The 16,870-nt window shown below is 44.4% G+C and carries 12 protein-coding genes; 4 read left to right on the top strand and 8 right to left on the bottom strand.

Annotated features, from left to right (window positions below):
• Nucleotides 1-63: 63 nt before the first annotated feature.
• The 6 genes from ACN0VI_RS09070 to mfd all read right to left on the bottom strand — a co-directional run bounded on the left by ACN0VI_RS09070 (nt 64) and on the right by mfd (nt 8,192).
• Nucleotides 64-1,584 (bottom strand): aldehyde dehydrogenase family protein, encoded by a 1,521-nt coding sequence (locus ACN0VI_RS09070; protein ID WP_331891053.1) that lies wholly within the window; start codon nt 1,582-1,584, stop codon nt 64-66.
• 285 nt (nt 1,585-1,869) lie between these two features.
• Nucleotides 1,870-2,118 carry an EF-hand domain-containing protein gene (locus ACN0VI_RS09065; RefSeq protein ID WP_417446519.1) on the bottom strand — a complete coding sequence of 83 codons (249 nt, stop codon included), beginning with the start codon at nt 2,116-2,118 and terminating at the stop codon, nt 1,870-1,872.
• Between the two features lie 26 nt (nt 2,119-2,144).
• Nucleotides 2,145-2,720, bottom strand: a complete 576-nt coding sequence (locus tag ACN0VI_RS09060) for a plasmid pRiA4b ORF-3 family protein (RefSeq protein ID WP_417446518.1) — start codon at nt 2,718-2,720, stop codon at nt 2,145-2,147.
• A gap of 33 nt (nt 2,721-2,753) precedes the next feature.
• Nucleotides 2,754-3,896: a saccharopine dehydrogenase C-terminal domain-containing protein gene (locus tag ACN0VI_RS09055; RefSeq protein WP_331891057.1), complete on the bottom strand. Its 1,143-nt coding sequence runs from the start codon at nt 3,894-3,896 to the stop codon at nt 2,754-2,756.
• Nucleotides 3,897-3,937: 41 nt separating this feature from the next.
• A complete protein-coding gene (locus ACN0VI_RS09050; RefSeq protein WP_331891058.1) occupies nt 3,938-4,675 on the bottom strand; it encodes a CsiV family protein in 738 nt (245 codons plus the stop codon).
• Nucleotides 4,676-4,769: 94 nt separating this feature from the next.
• Nucleotides 4,770-8,192, bottom strand: a complete 3,423-nt coding sequence (gene mfd / locus ACN0VI_RS09045) for a transcription-repair coupling factor (protein ID WP_417446517.1) — start codon at nt 8,190-8,192, stop codon at nt 4,770-4,772.
• 187 nt (nt 8,193-8,379) lie between these two features.
• Between mfd and ACN0VI_RS09040 the strand changes: the two genes are divergently transcribed.
• Nucleotides 8,380-9,708, top strand: a complete 1,329-nt coding sequence (locus ACN0VI_RS09040) for a hypothetical protein (protein ID WP_417446516.1) — start codon at nt 8,380-8,382, stop codon at nt 9,706-9,708.
• A 179-nt stretch (nt 9,709-9,887) separates the two neighbouring features.
• Complete coding sequence (locus ACN0VI_RS09035; protein ID WP_417446515.1) at nt 9,888-11,939, top strand: diguanylate cyclase; 2,052 nt, start codon at nt 9,888-9,890, stop codon at nt 11,937-11,939.
• A 66-nt stretch (nt 11,940-12,005) separates the two neighbouring features.
• Here ACN0VI_RS09035 and ACN0VI_RS09030 read toward each other — a convergent pair whose 3' ends face one another.
• Entirely contained in the window at nt 12,006-13,883 is a 1,878-nt protein-coding gene (locus ACN0VI_RS09030) for a cation:proton antiporter (RefSeq protein WP_417446514.1), read from the bottom strand.
• A gap of 157 nt (nt 13,884-14,040) precedes the next feature.
• Nucleotides 14,041-15,264 (bottom strand): HD-GYP domain-containing protein, encoded by a 1,224-nt coding sequence (locus tag ACN0VI_RS09025; RefSeq protein WP_331891064.1) that lies wholly within the window; start codon nt 15,262-15,264, stop codon nt 14,041-14,043.
• Between the two features lie 279 nt (nt 15,265-15,543).
• Between ACN0VI_RS09025 and ACN0VI_RS09020 the strand changes: the two genes are divergently transcribed.
• Nucleotides 15,544-16,344, top strand: coding sequence for an ion transporter (locus ACN0VI_RS09020; protein WP_417446513.1), 801 nt, complete (start codon nt 15,544-15,546; stop codon nt 16,342-16,344).
• Between the two features lie 145 nt (nt 16,345-16,489).
• On the top strand, nt 16,490-16,822 hold the full coding sequence (locus ACN0VI_RS09015) for a YeaC family protein (protein WP_417446512.1): 333 nt from the start codon (nt 16,490-16,492) through the stop codon (nt 16,820-16,822).
• Nucleotides 16,823-16,870 lie beyond the last annotated feature (48 nt).

Genomic DNA, 16,870 nt, shown 5'->3' with positions numbered 1-16,870 from the left:
CCTTTAATAAGGATATAAACAAGGGAAGCCGCAAAAAGTTGCGGCTTCAATTAAATACAATGATTAACCCAGGTCGAACTTAATGCCCTGAGCCAGAGTAGGTTGGTCACCCCAGAAGATGGTGTTGGTTTGACGACGCATGTATGCTTTCCACGCATCAGAACCAGCTTCACGACCACCGCCAGTTTCTTTTTCACCACCGAAGGCACCACCAATTTCAGCACCTGAAGTACCGATATTGACGTTAGCGATACCGCAGTCAGAACCTAGAGCAGAAAGGAACTTCTCAGCAACTTTCATATCGCGAGTGAAGATAGCTGAAGAAAGACCAGCTTTAGAGTGATTTTGCATCGCAATCGCTTCTTCAGTCGTTTCATAAGTCATAACATACAAAATTGAAGCGAACGTTTCTGTTTGCACAACATCCCAGTGGTTTTCAGCGCGAATAACTGTTGGCTCAATGAAGAAGCCAGGACCATCAATTGCTTTACCACCAGCTAGAACTTCACCACCAGCTTCTTTAGCTTTAGCAACTGCATTTTCGAAATTCTTAACAGCATTAGCATCAACTAGCGGGCCCATCAATGTATTAGTATCTAATGGGTTGCCAATTTTAACTTGCTTGTAAGCATTAACGATTGCTGGGATAACTTGATCAGCAACATCTTTGTGCACAATTAAGCGACGCGTTGAAGTACAACGTTGGCCGGCAGTACCGACAGCACCGAATACGATTGCAGGAACGGCAATGTCCATATCGGCTGTTTTATCAAGGATAAGTGCGTTGTTACCTGAAAGCTCAAGCAAGCTTTTGCCCATACGCTCAGCAACTTTAACGCCAACCATACGACCAACTTCGCTTGAACCTGTGAAAGACATTTTCTTAACACGAGCGTCTTCTATGAAGCGCTGTGATAACTTGTTCTCTTCAGTATCGATGAACAAGCAGAAGATACCTTTAAGGCCTGCTTCTTCTAGAACTTTGTTACAGATGTTTTGTACAGCAATTCCTGTAAGAGGAGTCTTTGGAGATGGTTTCCAAACCACTGTATTACCACAGATAGCTGCGATGAAAGCATTCCAGGACCAAACAGCTACCGGGAAGTTAAACGCCGACATAACACCAGTGATACCTAGTGGATGCCATTGCTCATACATGCGGTGCTCAGGACGCTCAGAGTGCATGGTTTTACCATACAACATACGAGATTGACCTACGGCAAAATCAGCCATATCAATCATTTCCTGAACTTCGCCATCACCTTCGGCTTTGATTTTGCCCATTTCGGCAGAAACCAGGCTACCTAAAGCATCTTTGTGGTCGCGTAAGGCATTACCAATTTTACGAACAAGCTCACCGCGTAGAGGGGCTGGAACTTTACGCCACTCATCAAAAGCGGCTTCAGCTTCTTGCATAACTTTGTCGTAATCTGATGCAGAACTGGCGTTAACTTTGGCAATAACTTCGCCAGTTGCAGGATTGATCGATTCAATTACCCCTGCGTCTTGAGTGTCGGTGTAACCTTGGCCCCAACTAGCTGACTGGTTGACGGCTTCGATACCTAGCTCTTTCAAAAAATCCATAAATACCTCTAAATTCAGTTAAAACTACACTAAAGTAACTAAGTTTAGACTACTTTAGCGATAAATAATTTTGCGGCGCTACCATACCACCAGAGGGCATTTTTCGCCAGTTAATTTTGGATCTGCTGGTTAAAGATTAATCAATGATTGCGCTGGTCAGAGCTGTTGTATGGGCTGGGGTTATGAGTGGTGATTGATTGATTAGATTTATTAATGGAAAAGGCGCATTTCATTTGAAATACGCCTTTATTGCTCAAGAGGTTAGCTCAATGAGTTGATATAGCCTTAGAACTCCCACCAGCAAGTTTCCCACCATTCTAGAAACTCATCAAACTCGATGTGAGTGCTATGGTTTTTGTCTACTAAGTCAAAACCACGCTTAACTTGCTCAACGGTTGCGTCAGGTGACAGTACCTTCAATAAATACTCGAATTCATTAATGTCGATTTGGCCATTATTATCTCTATCAAAATAATCAAAATGCTCTTTAACTTCTTCAATATGTTGATCCGTCAATGGCTTAATTGGCTTCATTGGACCTCCATTGGTTTATCAGTAAATTATTCGTCCTCGTAGCTAAAGCTCTCCTGGAGGCTTGTGTTGGCTTCGGTAATACTGAAACGATTGGGCGAGAATCCTTCTCCAAACCACTCTCTGACTTCTTCATGTTCAAAGTGATTGGGAGAGCGCAACACGTTGAGTAGATGTTCGTAACCAGCAACACCGCCTGCATCCTCCGGGGGACAGGCATTTTTACCATCAATGCACTCTACATAGTTATCGGATTGAGCTTCGGAGTAACCGACAAGAGTAATTTTATGATGCCAATGGTCAGCAAAGTCATAGGTGTATTCAATGCTATCGTCCTTGTTCTTTAAAACATTGGTGATAGCAGTGTTCGCCTCATTGAGCCACTTCTCATCACCACCGCCTTCTGGGTCAATATAGCCATAACGTTTTCCCTCTATCTGGAATTCGTGTTGCTGATAATCTTCCCAGCCAAAAATGGCTTGAATGGCGTAATGAAGGTCTTCAAGATTAGCGTTTGGATCAATGAGAATATCGCGCCAAACAGGAAGGTTAAGATGTTCCAGTTCGATATGCAGGTGAAGCATGTGTTGCGTTTTAGTTGACATGGTGTCGTCTCACAAATGAGGCCTTCTATGGCCTCAGGTTGATAAAACATTTTCCTCTAAACGGTAGTGGACTTTTCGTTCTTCTAGATAATCTAAAACCGTTTTACAGCAATCAGTGTGTCCACCAATGTGCTCAGGTGCAAACACACCTTTTTTATCAAATTTTTCTTTCAGTAGCAATTGGCAAATAGCGTTAGCTGTGAACCCTGTAGTTCGAGCCATGGAAGTTTCATGCTTGATCTTGTCATATTCATCGTACATGGTGTAAACATATTCTTTATGTTTTTCACCTTCCTGGCCATGAATGGTCACCCGCATAATGGTGAATTCTTCTTCTTTGGGTTTAAGTTTCCATTCGTTAATTAAAATCTCAGAAGTGACTTCTAATGGCGTAACCTCAAGACCACGAACAGACACTTTGTCTTTACTGAAAAAGCCACTGGCTTTTAAGGTTCTGATGGCATCCACATGACCAGGATAACGAAGCGTTTTTTCTTTCATGTTAGGGACATTATTCATGGTGAACATCAGCGAACGTAGCCCATCTGTATTAAAGGCTTCAAGGGTTCCTATCTTCTCGAATTCAACCAGTTCACGATCACTTAAGGCTTCGCGTGTCATCATGCGGCCATGCTCAAAAAAGCGGGCGGGGCGGGTATATTCTGCAATGACGTCAATTGGTGAGAATGCTGCTTTATATTCAAAAGGTTTTTTGCGGATTTTAGGCAAGCCACCAACCAAACACTCGAAATGACTGACTTCCATCCTGGTATTATGAAAACCCAATAATAGGTTATCCATTCCTGGAGCAACACCGGCATCGATTACTGCGGTAACCTTGTGCTTCTTAGCCAGGTAATCCAGTTCCAAAGAGTTCTCCGGAGCGAAAGAAATATCGACTACATTTTTTCCGGACTCAATGATGTTCTTCAGTGCCTTAAATCCAAGATGACCAGGCACACCACAGACCACAAGGTCAAAGGGCTTAACCGCGCTTTGTACATTCTTGAGGTCCATAACATCCAATTCCATGGTGGCGAACGAAGGGTGACGTTTTTTAAGAAGCTTTAAGCGTGTATTGCTAACATCAGCAACAGTGACGTCATATTTTTCAGATAGGTCGCGTGCAATGACGCTACCGACCATACCGCCACCAATGACTAATATATTGCTCATGTATCTTCCTGATTAAGTTATTGTTCTATATTCAAAAGAGGTTATGGATTCTCAAGCGCTTCCTGTTCTTCCAGGCTGGCTTTATGAGGGGTCACTTTGAGTAGAATTCCCATGTTGGGGTGATCAAAATAGTGCAGTTCATCCAGCTTGACCTTGCGATTTTCTGATAGAACAAAATACCCGTGTAGTTGATCGGGCATCTGGTGATTGACAATAACCTGTTCATTTAAGGCTTCATCGTTAACTAAGATGGCGTTACTATCATTATCAGCGTTGTCGAACGAAGAGTTTTGGCGCTCTGACGTACGAAACTCTTCAGGGATGCGCATGGGTTTAAAGCCAATGACCTTATGTTCCAGTAACAATCCTTGATTACGGCTAAATCGAATCACACCCTCGAACTCTTCTAGGCCTTCACTTTCAGCTTCGTCTGTAAGGCTGTAATGCAACCATGGAGTATCTTCTTTATCCATCAATGGCTGTCGCCAACCGAAGTGTAATAATGGTCTGATATTCGGACTGGTTTTTAAGCGATTATAAACGCCCTCAAGTCTGAACTGGTTTGCTGAAAGCTTGCTGTAATCTTCAGGCAATTCATTCAAAGAGATTTCATCGTCAAGTTCAGGCAAATTGCTTTCTTTAACCTGAGCAGCATTGTCTTGCTGATCAATACGCTTGAAGACAATAAATTCAACATCAAAAATACTTTGTGCAATAGCAGAGCTTGTGCTGAAAGCAAGCATTAAGCAGGCTGCTAAGATAATGATTCTTTTACTCATAAGTCTATTGGTTAAAGCGTTTAGTGGTTAGAGTTTACCATGAATGAAGGGAAAGCCCAGCCATAATTGTGTTGACTGGGCAGGGTTTCAAACTTTACGAAATCTTCTCAATAACCGTGTCAATTTCTTTGAGTAACGGTGCTATGTCTTCCTCTTCTGTCAAAATCTTCAGAATGACATTTTGTTCAAAACGATAGCGCGAAGGGTTGAGCTGGATTAAGCGAATTAGCTTTGCCGGATCAACCTGTGCATCTTGCGCAAAGCGTATGCGTATACCGCTACGTACCAAGTCAATTTTGCTGATACCCAGTGGTTGAACTCTTAAGGCCAGCTCAGTGACAGTAAACAGGTTTTTCAGCTGCTCTGGCAATAAGCCAAAGCGGTCAATAAACTCGACTTGCAAGCCATCCAGTTGCTCTTTGGTTTTAGCGCTGGCGATTCGTTTGTATAGCGATAAGCGTGTAGCCACGTCACCAATATAATCATCTGGAATAAGGGCAGGGACGCTCAGGTCGATCTCAGTTTTCTGTTTTAGGCTTTGCTGTAGCGATGGCTCTTTGCCTTCTTTAAGAGCTTTAACCGCATCTTCGAGCATGTCCATATAAAGGTTAAAGCCAACCGCCTGCATTTGTCCCGATTGCTCATCGCCTAATAACTCACCCGCACCGCGGATTTCCAGATCATGAGTTGCAAGCGTGAAGCCCGCGCCTAGGTCTTCTAAGGAAGCGATGGCATCCAAGCGCTTCTCAGCATCCTTGGTGATTTTTCGTCCGGCTGGAGTGAGCAAATAAGCGTAAGCCTGGTGGTGCGAACGTCCGACCCGGCCGCGCAGTTGATGCAGTTGTGCTAAGCCAAACTTATCCGCACGATCGATAATCATGGTATTGGCGTTAGGGTTATCAATACCGGTTTCGACAATGGTAGTACAGACCAGAACATTAAAACGTTGATGATAAAAATCACGCATTACCTGTTCCAGTTCACGTTCGCGCATCTGGCCATGCGCCAATTGGATGCGCGCTTCGGGCAATAATTCCTGAAGCTCCTCTACGGTACGCTGAATGGTGTCCACCGCATTATGCAGGAAGTAAACCTGACCACCGCGTAAAACCTCACGCAGTATAGCCTCACGGATCAGCGGCTTATGATATTCGCGAACAAAGGTTTTTACTGACAGTCGTCGCGCAGGAGGCGTAGCGATAATAGACAAGTCGCGCATACCTGACATCGACATATTTAAGGTTCGCGGGATTGGAGTAGCGGTTAAGGTCAAGATATCCACTTCGGTACGGAATTTCTTAAGCTGTTCTTTTTGACGCACACCAAAGCGATGTTCTTCATCAATAATCAGCAAACCCAGACGCTTAAATTTAACATCCTGCTGAATTAGCTTATGAGTGCCGACCACGATGTCAACAGTGCCATCTTCAAGGCCTTTTAAAGTAGCTTGTACTTCTTTGTTGGTCGCAAAGCGGGACAAGCTGGCCACTTTCATCGGCCAGTCGGCAAAGCGATCACTGAAAGTCTCAAAATGCTGTTGAGCAAGCAGGGTGGTTGGAACTAACACTGCAACCTGTTTGCCGGATTGAGCTGCGATAAAGGCAGCACGTAAGGCCACTTCAGTTTTACCAAAACCCACATCACCACAGACCAGGCGATCCATTGGCAGGTGCGAAGTCATATCACGAATTACAGCATTAATCGAAGTGGTTTGATCGACCGTCTCTTCAAAAGCAAACTCAGCGCAGAACTTGCGATACTCAGCTTCATCCAGCTGATATTGTATACCTTCTTTGGCGGCACGACGGGCGTAAATATCGAGCAATTCAGCAGCCACATCGCGCGCCTTCTCAGCTGCTTTCTGGCGGGCTTTATCCCATTGCTCAGTGCCTAGCTTATGCCATGGCGCAAGCTCAGGATTGGTGCCGGAATAACGCCCAATCAAGTGCAATGACTGAACCGGCAAATACAGCTTATCGCCGCCGGAGTACTCAATCATCAGGTATTCGGCTTCGATGTCACCGCTTTCTAATTTCACCAGACCGCGATAACGGCCAATGCCTTGCTCGATATGCACGACTGGGTCGCCTTCCTTTAGCTCCGCCAGGTTGCGGATCATATCTTCGGCTTGGTCTGCGCCTTTATTATCACGGCGGCGAGTCTTAATGACGTGTTCGCCGAATAATTCGGTTTCGGTAATAACGGCCAGGTCAGATAAGGCGAAACCTTTACTTAGCGGTGCAACACCGATAACCAAACCTTTAGCAGTAGAGGCTTCACTCCATTGCTCAATCACTGAGGACTGGATGTCATTGCGCGCCAATAAGTCTTTTAAAGCTTCGCGGCGACCGGGCGACTCGGTGGCGATAAAACACTGTCCAGTCCATTGCTGTAAAAAGCTTCTGAACTGATTAACCTGATCCTTGGCTTTATGATCAATCGCCATCATTGGCATTGGGCTGGCCTGATACTCGGCATCAGGACGTTCCGGCTTGATATGAACACGGATATGTTGTTTCAGCTGTGAGTTAAGCTCACTGGCTTCAAGGTACAGCTTTTTGGGCTCGATAATCGGACGTTCGATATCATGGCGGCGTTGCTCGTAACGCTCGGTGATTTCGTCCCAGTAATGTTCTGCGTGTAGCTGATGATCGCCCAGCGTACAAATTAGCGATTGTTGAGGCAAATAATCGAAGAAAGTATCGAGTTTCTCAAAAAACAATGGCAGGTAATATTCAATACCCGCTGGCGAGTTGCCATTGCTGACCTCCTGATAGAGCCAGACGCGTTGCAGATTGACTTCAAACTCTGCACGGAAATTCTGTCTGAAGCTGCCGATGCCTTCCTCATCCAGCGGGAATTCTTTGGCTGGCAGTAATTCAAACTTATTAATCTTTTCATCAGAGAGCTGACTTTCCGGATCAAAATAGCGGATGCTGTCGATTTCATCGTCGAAAAAGTCTAAGCGTAGTGGTTGTTCCGAACCCATCGGGAACACATCGAGAATGGAGCCTCTGACCGCGTATTCTCCATGCGAAAAGACTTGATTCACCGAGTGGTAACCACTTTCTTCAAACAACCTACGGACTTCGTGCATATCCAGTTTTTGCCCGGTGTGGACAATCAGACTGTTTTGTTCAATGTATTCCTGCGGCGGTAAGCGTTGCAATAGTGTGTTGACGGCAATCAACACAATACCGTGTTTCAATCGAGGAAGGTTATAAAGCGTCAGCAAACGCTCGGAAACAATGTCCTGATGTGGCGAGAAGTTGTCATAAGGCAGAGTTTCCCAGTCAGGGAACACCAATACCGGAATGTCCGAATCTTTGCCCAGAAAATAGCGAATTTCTTTTTGTAATTGCCACAATGCAGGCGTGTCATCACTGATGACCACAATCGGTTGCTCGCGTTGCTCAGCGAGCTTGGCAAAGGCGAGCGCACGGCTGGAACCAGCCAGGCCATCCAGATAATGGACAAAATTGGTTTTATCAGTGATCTGCGGTAAATCGAGCTTCATGCCAAATGACTAGTAATTGTTAGAATTGCCGCGGAATTATAGCGATCTTGGCAAGATGTTGATAGTGGCCATGAGTATCTGCAAAAAGTTAGTTATATGTGGAATATGGTTTGCGCTTTATATTTGCAGTAGAGCGGCAATACAGCTATCTTATTTGTTACTTAAAAAGTAATCACTTAGGGAAAGTATGAGAGTCACATTCAAGCAGGCCGAAGACTTCGAAATCAGTGCTGGATTCTTTATCGCAGCCTGGAAAGTTTGGTTTAAACGGTTCTCGCCGACCCATGATGCGCAGCGTCATGCCTGGAAATACGGCAAAATGCCGATTGGTTTAAGCGACAAAAGCCTGAGTGACCTCATTCGTCAGGACAGACGTTTCACCCTTGAAGTGCTTGCTCGCATGATGGTGCCCTGGGCCTACCGTAATAATGCGCAGGTTGATGATACTTTCCTACGCGACCATATCGACTTTCTCAAACAAGCAACCATCGGTTATGACTCTGGTAGCGAAGAGCCAGCGGCCTGTTTGAGCGACCATGCGCTTGCCTTCTGGGATAGCATGAGTTTCGCCGAGCAAGATACCTATATGAATTATGCTGAAGCTCGTGTTCAGGCAGATATCGAAGTGAAATCCGATGATCCGGTTGTGCTGGATGATCAAGGTATCGAACTGATTGGTGAAGATACTTACCCGCCTTATATACCCGAAAAAGAGGCTGATGATTTGGAATTTGTTCGCGCACTGGTGCGTTGGATTGAAGATGCACCTTATCAGGCCTATTACCTGAAAAAGCCTGCAGGAGAAGCTGTCGCAGGTTGGCATGATCGCTTGCTTGCTTATTTCTGGCCCAAGCCGCGCATCAGCTATGCACTGCACTATGCTGCAGTTGACCCCTTGTCTTATCGAGCCAATGAATTAGCGAAAACACTGGAGCGGGGCGAAGACTGGGATGACGAATGGCGCGAAATGGCGGTCAAAACAGTCACTGAGTTATTTAATGTTAGCGGCACGCCACAAAAAGAAGTTACCGTCGACAACATCAAGAAAGTGATTAAAGCAGCAATCAATGCTGATGCAAACTCCGATGCAAAAATGAACAGCGGCTGGACTTATTTAGCAGCTCTTTGTACCGCACACCTGGAAGGACAACCAGACCGCTTACCATTGATTAGTTGGAACAGCAGAGTCGCCAGTTCGGTAATCTCGCGCCTTGATTTTCTACTTGCCGAAGCAGGTGTCACAGAGCTTGGCAACCGCTTCCAAAACATTGGCACCGTTCCTGGCTGGGGCGGCACACGTCCGCGCCAATACACACTCCAATGGCCAAAAGGTTATCGCTCATGGAAAACCCAGATAGCCGGCAGTAAGCTGGCTAATCAGATTGTCCATATCCTTAATACCGAAACCAAACCCAACGGCGAAAAACGCTACCGCCTGATGCCACTCGCGGGTGGTGGAAAAGGTCCATGGACAGTACGCGGTATTCAAAGAGTTTTGTTCTCGGATGGATATTAACCTTATCCAACTCGCCCAAAGTTTCTCATGCTTGTGGGATTATGTGGATAAAGCTCTAACTCTGCCTCTTTCGCTATTTTTAAAAGTAATTGGATAATGAATAATTTTCAGATATATCAAAAATAGACAAAGTATGAGAGATTGTTACAATCGAAGTAGGCCATAGTGGATTGATAACAATGATGCAGTCACAAATAAGCACTATTCGTACGATCTTACTCCTAATAATCTTGGGCATAGCTGGGCTGAATGGATTTTCGGGTAAAGCTCTGGCCGCAGAAGACGAAGAGCCAGCTCTTCCTGAAGAAGCAATTACCCTTGAAGAACTACAACAGTTGGAACCATTCCCCGAGTTCTTTGAGCAGATGTCGCCTGAAGGTCGTCTCGACTGGTTAAACTCTCAAATTGACCAGGCCGCTACTCCTGTTGAAAGTTATAATTTCCAAAGAGTCTTAGCTTTTGAGCATTTCTTTAATTTTAGGAACTCCGAAGCTCAAGAGGTTTGCCAAACAAATCCGCCTTTGTCATTTGACCTACGATACCGTTTTGCCTGTATCCAGGTTAGCGACATCAGTTATGACAATCGCCTTGATAACCTTTTAAAACTCTACCAGGATGCTGTTGAAGCCGATAACAAAGAGATGGTAGCACAAACCTTAAATTCCATGGGTTGGTATCAGTCAGGCCATGGTGATATTGATCTTGCATTCAAAAGCTATGAAGAAGCTTTGTCGATGGGAGAACATTTAGATTTTTATGTGCTTAATGACGCTATGGTTAACACGGCCACCTTGTACATTGTGCATGGTGATGAAGAATATGTATTAAAGGGAATAGAACTTCTCAAACAATCAATTGAGCGGATAAAAGAGAAACTGCAAGAAGAGCAGGCCTCAGCAGAAAATATTACCACCAGTATCGTTATTCCTCAGTTTAATATCGGGGTAGCCTACACCCTCCATCTTTACGATTATGAGAATGCTTTGCAGTGGTTCAAGATCATCAATGGTTCAGATATTTCCATCTCTCATCTTAAAATGTCCTCCTTACTCTTTTCTGCCTTGTCGGCAGTAGAGCTTGGTCGTAATCAAGAGGCAGAAGCTTTCTTAGCTCGTTCTTACAAGCAACCTCAAGTTAATAATACTGAATTTTCCTATCTATACTGCTATCGAGAGCTTGTTAAATTTAAGTTACAGCAAGAGGCCGATTTAAATGTCTGCCTTCCTCTGCACCCTAATGTTCCACTGGAAGTTAAGATTGATGTTTATAAACGCCTATCAGAATTGAAAGACGATGCTATTCGTAATCAGGGACAGGAAAAGTTTTATGGGTTGTATAATGAAAAGCTAGAGAGTCAGATGAAGCATAGCGCATCATCGACGGTTTCAACCGTAGAGCTCCACCGACTTCAACAAGAGTCGCGACTGAAAAACGAGCTGCTCGAAAAAGAAATTGCATTGAAAACAGCTCTCCAGGAAAGACAAGAAGGGCAGATTCGGTTGGTGATAGCGCTCTCACTAATCCTGATGTTACTTATCCTTATTACGGTCATCCGATTAAATCAAAAACGACGTTTAGCCGAACAGTTTGAAAAGCTTAGTGTTATAGACGTATTGACAGGACTGAACAATAGACGTTTTCTTGAGCAAAACATTGAGCGGGAGATGGGTTTTATCAAACGCTCACAAGTGCACCCTGGTGCCCCGGTAATGGGTGTTTATTTAATTGATATTGATCATTTTAAACGTGTCAATGATACCTACGGCCATGCAGCGGGTGATAAGGCGCTTGTGGGGTTTGCCCAGCGTATTAATGAAACGATTCGTGATGCCGACCTATTCGTGCGTTGGGGCGGCGAAGAATTTTTATTGGTAGCGAGGCTGGAGCAGGCTGAGGGCTTGCAAGTCCTGGCGCAGCGTCTCATTGATGCGGTAAAACGAGAGCCTTATCAAGTGCTGGAAAATCAATCTATTGATTTGACCTGTACCATCGGTTCAGTGATTTACCCTAGCGTAGCAAAGAATGAGAAAGATATTTCATGGAATAATCTGGTGAAGCTTGCTGACCTGGCTCTGTATTATGGCAAGCAAAAGCAAAGAGATTGTTGGGTTTGTATCGAGAATGTTTCCAAACCTGAAAGTTGGAATGCACTTTTTGCGCAAGATTTTGAGCAGTCGTTGAGTAATAAACAAATCACTCTAAGCACTTCAATCACGGAGCCAAAAGAGTAACTTAGCTAAAACAAAGAGTGTTAAACAGTGAGTCTGACTAACACTCTTTATTTCGTTTAGAGTTATCTAGTACGTACCTTTTTCTTTCTCTGCCATCTTCTGGAACTGTTCTTTCTGAGCTCCGGCAGGCGTTGGACGTTCACCCTTTGGGTCTTGTGAGTCCATGACGATTGAGATGATTTTCGTTTCTTCCTTAATGCTCTTACCTTCGGTTTCAGATGAGAAGACTTTCATGGTGTCATTCTTGTCGATCATAAATAGGGCGACGTAGTTTTGGTTGTCTTTTTGGTATTGTTCAAAACTGTAGTTTTCCGTTATTTCTGTAACCTTGATCTTGGCATTTTTAGCAATCATGCTGGCCAGCTGCCCATAAGTTACCGACTCACCAAAAAGCCAGGGTGACTGCCAGTACTCATCTTTTCCCTGACGGTCATTATTGTTTTTGACCTTGTCTTTGTTTGAACGCAAACGATAGATATTCTGTTTGCCAAATGTGTGCCTGAAGTTCAGTTCACTCAAACTATTAAGTTCCTGGTCCATGCTCATAGCAAACACATGGCCAAAACCGATTAAGTCGAGATTTCTGTCGGCATGTTCGGAAACGGGATTACCAAAGTAAACACGAATACCATCCATGCGAGCCTTAGCAATATTACTGTAATTGTTATGCGCCATCAGCACATCCACTTTATGATCTTTCAGTGCCTTTGCTACAGTCAACGCAACGGGATTACTTCCGATGATCAGCACACCGTTATTCGACTTTTCACGAACACCCAGTAGATTACCCACGAAGGCAGCGCTTAAGCTTTGTATCATGACGGTGCCGATGATTATTATGAACACTAAAGGCACTAAATACTCAGTACCGGCCAAACCGGATCCTTCCAGCCGAATGGCGAATAAGGAAGAGATGGCAGCCGCAACAATACCGCGCGGACCAATCCAGCTAATCATGATCTTTTCATTAGTCTTTAGTTTCGAGCCGATACTCGAAGCCCAAACTCCAAGCGGGCGGGCCACGAACATGATGATCGCTAGCAGAATCAAACTGGTATAGCCGATTTGTTGCACGCTTTCTAAATTGAGCCTTGCCGCCAGAACAATAAACAGCACGGAAATTAAGAGAATCGATAACTCCTCTTTAAAATCGAGAATGTCGTCTTTGGGGAACTTAGGCCAGTTAGCAAGCGCTACACCAAGAATTGTGACCGTTAACAGTCCTGACTCATGCTCAATATGATTAGACAGAGAGAAAACTAGTAGTACGAAGGCGAGAGTGAAAATGTTGCGTAGATACTCAGGAATCCAATGCCTTTTAATCAAGGTTGCTAAAAATGCAGCACCAGCCAAACCTAACACGGCGCCTACCATGATAATTTTACCGAACAATACTAAGGCTCCTTCGCCTGAACCGCCTGAGATAATGTACTCATAGACCAGAACCACGGCAATGGCGCCGATTGGGTCGATAATAATACCTTCCCAACGTAGAACATTGCTGATGTTTTTATTGGCTCGTAAGTTGCGTAGGATCGGAATGATGACTGTGGGGCCTGTCACGCAAACCAGCGCACCGAACAGTAGAGCAATTAATGGGTGCATATCAAACAGGAAGTAAGCTGCCAAGCCAGCAATGGCGATAGTGATCAGCACGCCGACGGATACAAGCAGTTGCACCACGCGACCATGACTTTTCACCTCATGGAATTCCAGCGTTAAAGAGCCTTCAAAAAGAATGACCGCAACGCCTAACGATATAAACGGGAATAGTAAATCGCCTAAAGCTTCATCAGGATTAAACCAGCCAAGCACAGGACCGATGATAATACCGATTAGCAAGAGAAACAAAATAGAAGGCTGCTTTAGATACCAAGCCAGCCATTGTGCCCCGATCCCGATGGCTAATACTGCAGATAGAGTTAATGCTAAATCTGGTGTCATAAAATTCCCGTTCTGATCCGTTACAAGCCTTATTGTTATGAAAGCTCATTGTGTTGCCATGAGATTTATAAATCAAGCGCTTAGCCATCAGTTTTGGCAAACGGTCAGTTTAGGTAGGTTGACGTCAAAGTTTTGTAGAGAAGAGGAAGTTAACTAATTAATGCTCTCGGCTGCTGGTCGCGTGAATATGGTGCGTTTGCTGGATATAACTTCTCATGTCAAAGCCCATGGCGCCATCGGCTAATGGACGCTTAATCGCGTAGCGCATACCGGATTTGTCTGAAGGGCATTTGCTGAGATCGATGATCAGCGATTTACGTAGTTTGCCTTCGCAATCACGAACCAACTCAACTTTAGGTTTCAATTTCTTTTCAGGATGGGTAGAAATCACAATGCCAACTTCGCCATTGCTCATTTCAACCAAAGTACCGGGCGGATAAATACCCAGCATACGAATAAAGGCTTCGACCAGGTCACCGTCAAACTGCTTATTACGTTGATTGAACAGCTCTTTAAGGGAGTCACGGGCAGAGCGGCTACGGCTGTAGCAAGTATCGCTGGTCATGGTGTCATAAGCATCAACAATGCTGATAATGCGGCAGTAGAGGCTGAGTTGCTCAGCTGGCAGGTTAGGGTAGCCAGTACCATCAATGTGCGCATGGTGATTCTTAATAACGTCTTTGACCGTGTGGTTAATGGCTGGATCAGAGTTAACCAGCTCATAGCCTAAAATGGTGTGCTTTTGCATCACACGCTTTTCGATGTCGGTTAAAAGACCTGGTTTATCAAGGATGTCCTCAGGGATTTGGGTTTTTCCTAAGTCATGTAACATGCCGCATAGGCCCAGTAATTCAAGTTGTTGCTCGTCTAACTTCAGATATTTGCCCAAAGCAATGGCAAGTATTGCCACGCGCACGCTGTGCTCAGCGGTAAACTGGTGTTTATCTTTGATGCGAGTTAACCAGAAGAGGGCGTTGGCATTGGACATAATGCTGATCATGCAACTTTGCATCACCCGACGGGTATGGGAGATATCAATTTTCATTCCCATTTTTGCCATTTCCAATAGGTTGATAGCTTCTTCGCGTGCAGCTTCATAAGTACCCTGAGCGCGTCTAAGCTCATGGTGTAATGGAGTATTTTCGGGAAGTGGGGCGGTTTTAGCTTTTGCTTTGAGCTTGTCTTTTTGCAACGACCAGAATTGCTCATCAACCTCGATATAGACGTATTTGCAGTATTCTTTAAGGGTTTTCAGCTCTAGTTCGCGCTTAACTACCAGCTTTTGGAACATCAAAGGAACATCAAGCCAAGGCCTGTCGAGTTCTACGACATACATGCCTAGCTGTAATGAGTCAGCCGGAATTTTAACCTTAAGTGACATAGTTGCCCTGTGATGCGAGTCTAACCCCAAACGTGAACCAAAAGGCCCATAATTGGTTAACTCTATCACATTTATACAAAAGGTCTATAACTTTTGTATAAAAGACTGACAGTTTTACATTCCTATAGTTCTGGTTTATCAAATGCTTAAGATCGATAGCTTGCAGGTCAATCGGACTACTATCGAATGAATATAGTGGTTACATTTTGTCATTGCCTGAAGCCCTGATTACTGGTAGTTTTCGGCTCTCAGTCAGGACGCCAAATAAAGACAAACACTATGCAAGCCAAAGTACATACTTTAGTTCATAACAAATGGTTCGAGCGGATAATTATTTCAGTCATTGTACTCAGTGGTATTTTGATTGGTATTGAAACCAGCCGTAGCCTTTCGCAGAACCAAATCGGTTGGATTGAACTTGCTCACTCCATTATTCTCTGGATTTTTGTTATTGAGGTTGTTCTAAAGCTTTATGCCTGCGCACCCAATGTACAAAAGTACTTTAAAGATGGTTGGAATGTCTTTGATTTTACGATTGTTGTGGTCGCACTGATTCCTTTCACGGGGCAATTTGCAGTGATAGGGCGTTTGCTTCGCTTATTACGAGTAGCCCGTTTGATTTCAGTCCTGCCGGAACTACGTCTGATCGTAACCACCTTGATCAAAACCATCCCTTCCATGTTCCATGTAGTGGTGCTAATGCTGGTTTTGTTTTATATCTACGCCGTAGCGGGCTTTAATCTATTCCATGAAACCAATCCGCAATATTGGGGCGATCTTGGTACCTCAATGCTGACCCTGTTCCGTATCGTCACTCTGGAAAGCTGGACTCAGATTATGTATATCGATCTAGCCGTGAATGATTGGGCTTGGATATTTTATGTCAGCTTTATCGTCATAGGCACCTTTATTATTATCAACCTGTTCATTGCTTTGGTACTGAATAACCTGGACGAAGTGAAAGAGCAAAAGAAAGCGCTGGAACGAACTCAAAATACTGAAGCTCATATTTTGAACAATATCGTTCTTATTCGTAAGCAATTACAGGAAATTGAAAAGGAAATGCACGAAAAACAATAACTTAGACCTGTTACTTTTTGATACTGGCAACTCATAACAAAATCGAGGATAATTGCGCCCACTTTCGTTCTGGGAAGCTGGTTCCTCGGAAACAGTATTCCCGTTTCAGTTGTCCCAGAAAGCCGTTGTTGTGGAGATTTCAATCGTGTCAACAGATTACGCCAAGCTAGTCGATTCTTTAACGCCTGACATCGTCGAACGTTTCACTGAAGCGGTCGAAACGGGTAAATGGCCAGATGGCAGTGCTTTATCAGAAGCGCAACGCGAGAACTGCATGCAGGCAATAATGTTGTACAACGCTCGACACAATAGCAGCGACGAGCCGTTCACCATTTCAGCACAAGGTGAAATTCAGACCGGAAAAAAAATGCGTAGCGACTTTGAAGGCCAGTCGAGCAATGACCGACTCCGCCAACAAGGCCACACCATTGATTTGAAAACAATCGATTCCAAAACAGTCGACAATACTGACGAATAACAATCATTCCAGTCAGCTAAATCTAAAAAATCAGCAAAATAGGGTAGT

It is taken from the genome of Kangiella sp. (genome assembly GCF_048265365.1).
Classification (GTDB): Bacteria; Pseudomonadota; Gammaproteobacteria; order Enterobacterales; family Kangiellaceae; genus Kangiella.
The sequence above is the reverse complement of the archived record's forward strand: the minus strand, read 5'-3'. Positions and strand labels throughout refer to the sequence as shown.

Coding starts and splice junctions, on each gene's coding strand:
- ACN0VI_RS09030 (WP_417446514.1), bottom strand. CDS start 13,883: ATGACACCAGATTTAGCATTAACTCTATCTGCAGTATTAGCCATCGGG.
- ACN0VI_RS09035 (WP_417446515.1), top strand. CDS start 9,888: ATGATGCAGTCACAAATAAGCACTATTCGTACGATCTTACTCCTAATA.
- ACN0VI_RS09050 (WP_331891058.1), bottom strand. CDS start 4,675: ATGAGTAAAAGAATCATTATCTTAGCAGCCTGCTTAATGCTTGCTTTC.
- ACN0VI_RS09070 (WP_331891053.1), bottom strand. CDS start 1,584: ATGGATTTTTTGAAAGAGCTAGGTATCGAAGCCGTCAACCAGTCAGCT.
- ACN0VI_RS09065 (WP_417446519.1), bottom strand. CDS start 2,118: ATGAAGCCAATTAAGCCATTGACGGATCAACATATTGAAGAAGTTAAA.
- ACN0VI_RS09040 (WP_417446516.1), top strand. CDS start 8,380: ATGAGAGTCACATTCAAGCAGGCCGAAGACTTCGAAATCAGTGCTGGA.
- ACN0VI_RS09020 (WP_417446513.1), top strand. CDS start 15,544: ATGCAAGCCAAAGTACATACTTTAGTTCATAACAAATGGTTCGAGCGG.
- ACN0VI_RS09055 (WP_331891057.1), bottom strand. CDS start 3,896: ATGAGCAATATATTAGTCATTGGTGGCGGTATGGTCGGTAGCGTCATT.
- ACN0VI_RS09060 (WP_417446518.1), bottom strand. CDS start 2,720: ATGTCAACTAAAACGCAACACATGCTTCACCTGCATATCGAACTGGAA.
- ACN0VI_RS09025 (WP_331891064.1), bottom strand. CDS start 15,264: ATGTCACTTAAGGTTAAAATTCCGGCTGACTCATTACAGCTAGGCATG.
- mfd (WP_417446517.1), bottom strand. CDS start 8,192: ATGAAGCTCGATTTACCGCAGATCACTGATAAAACCAATTTTGTCCAT.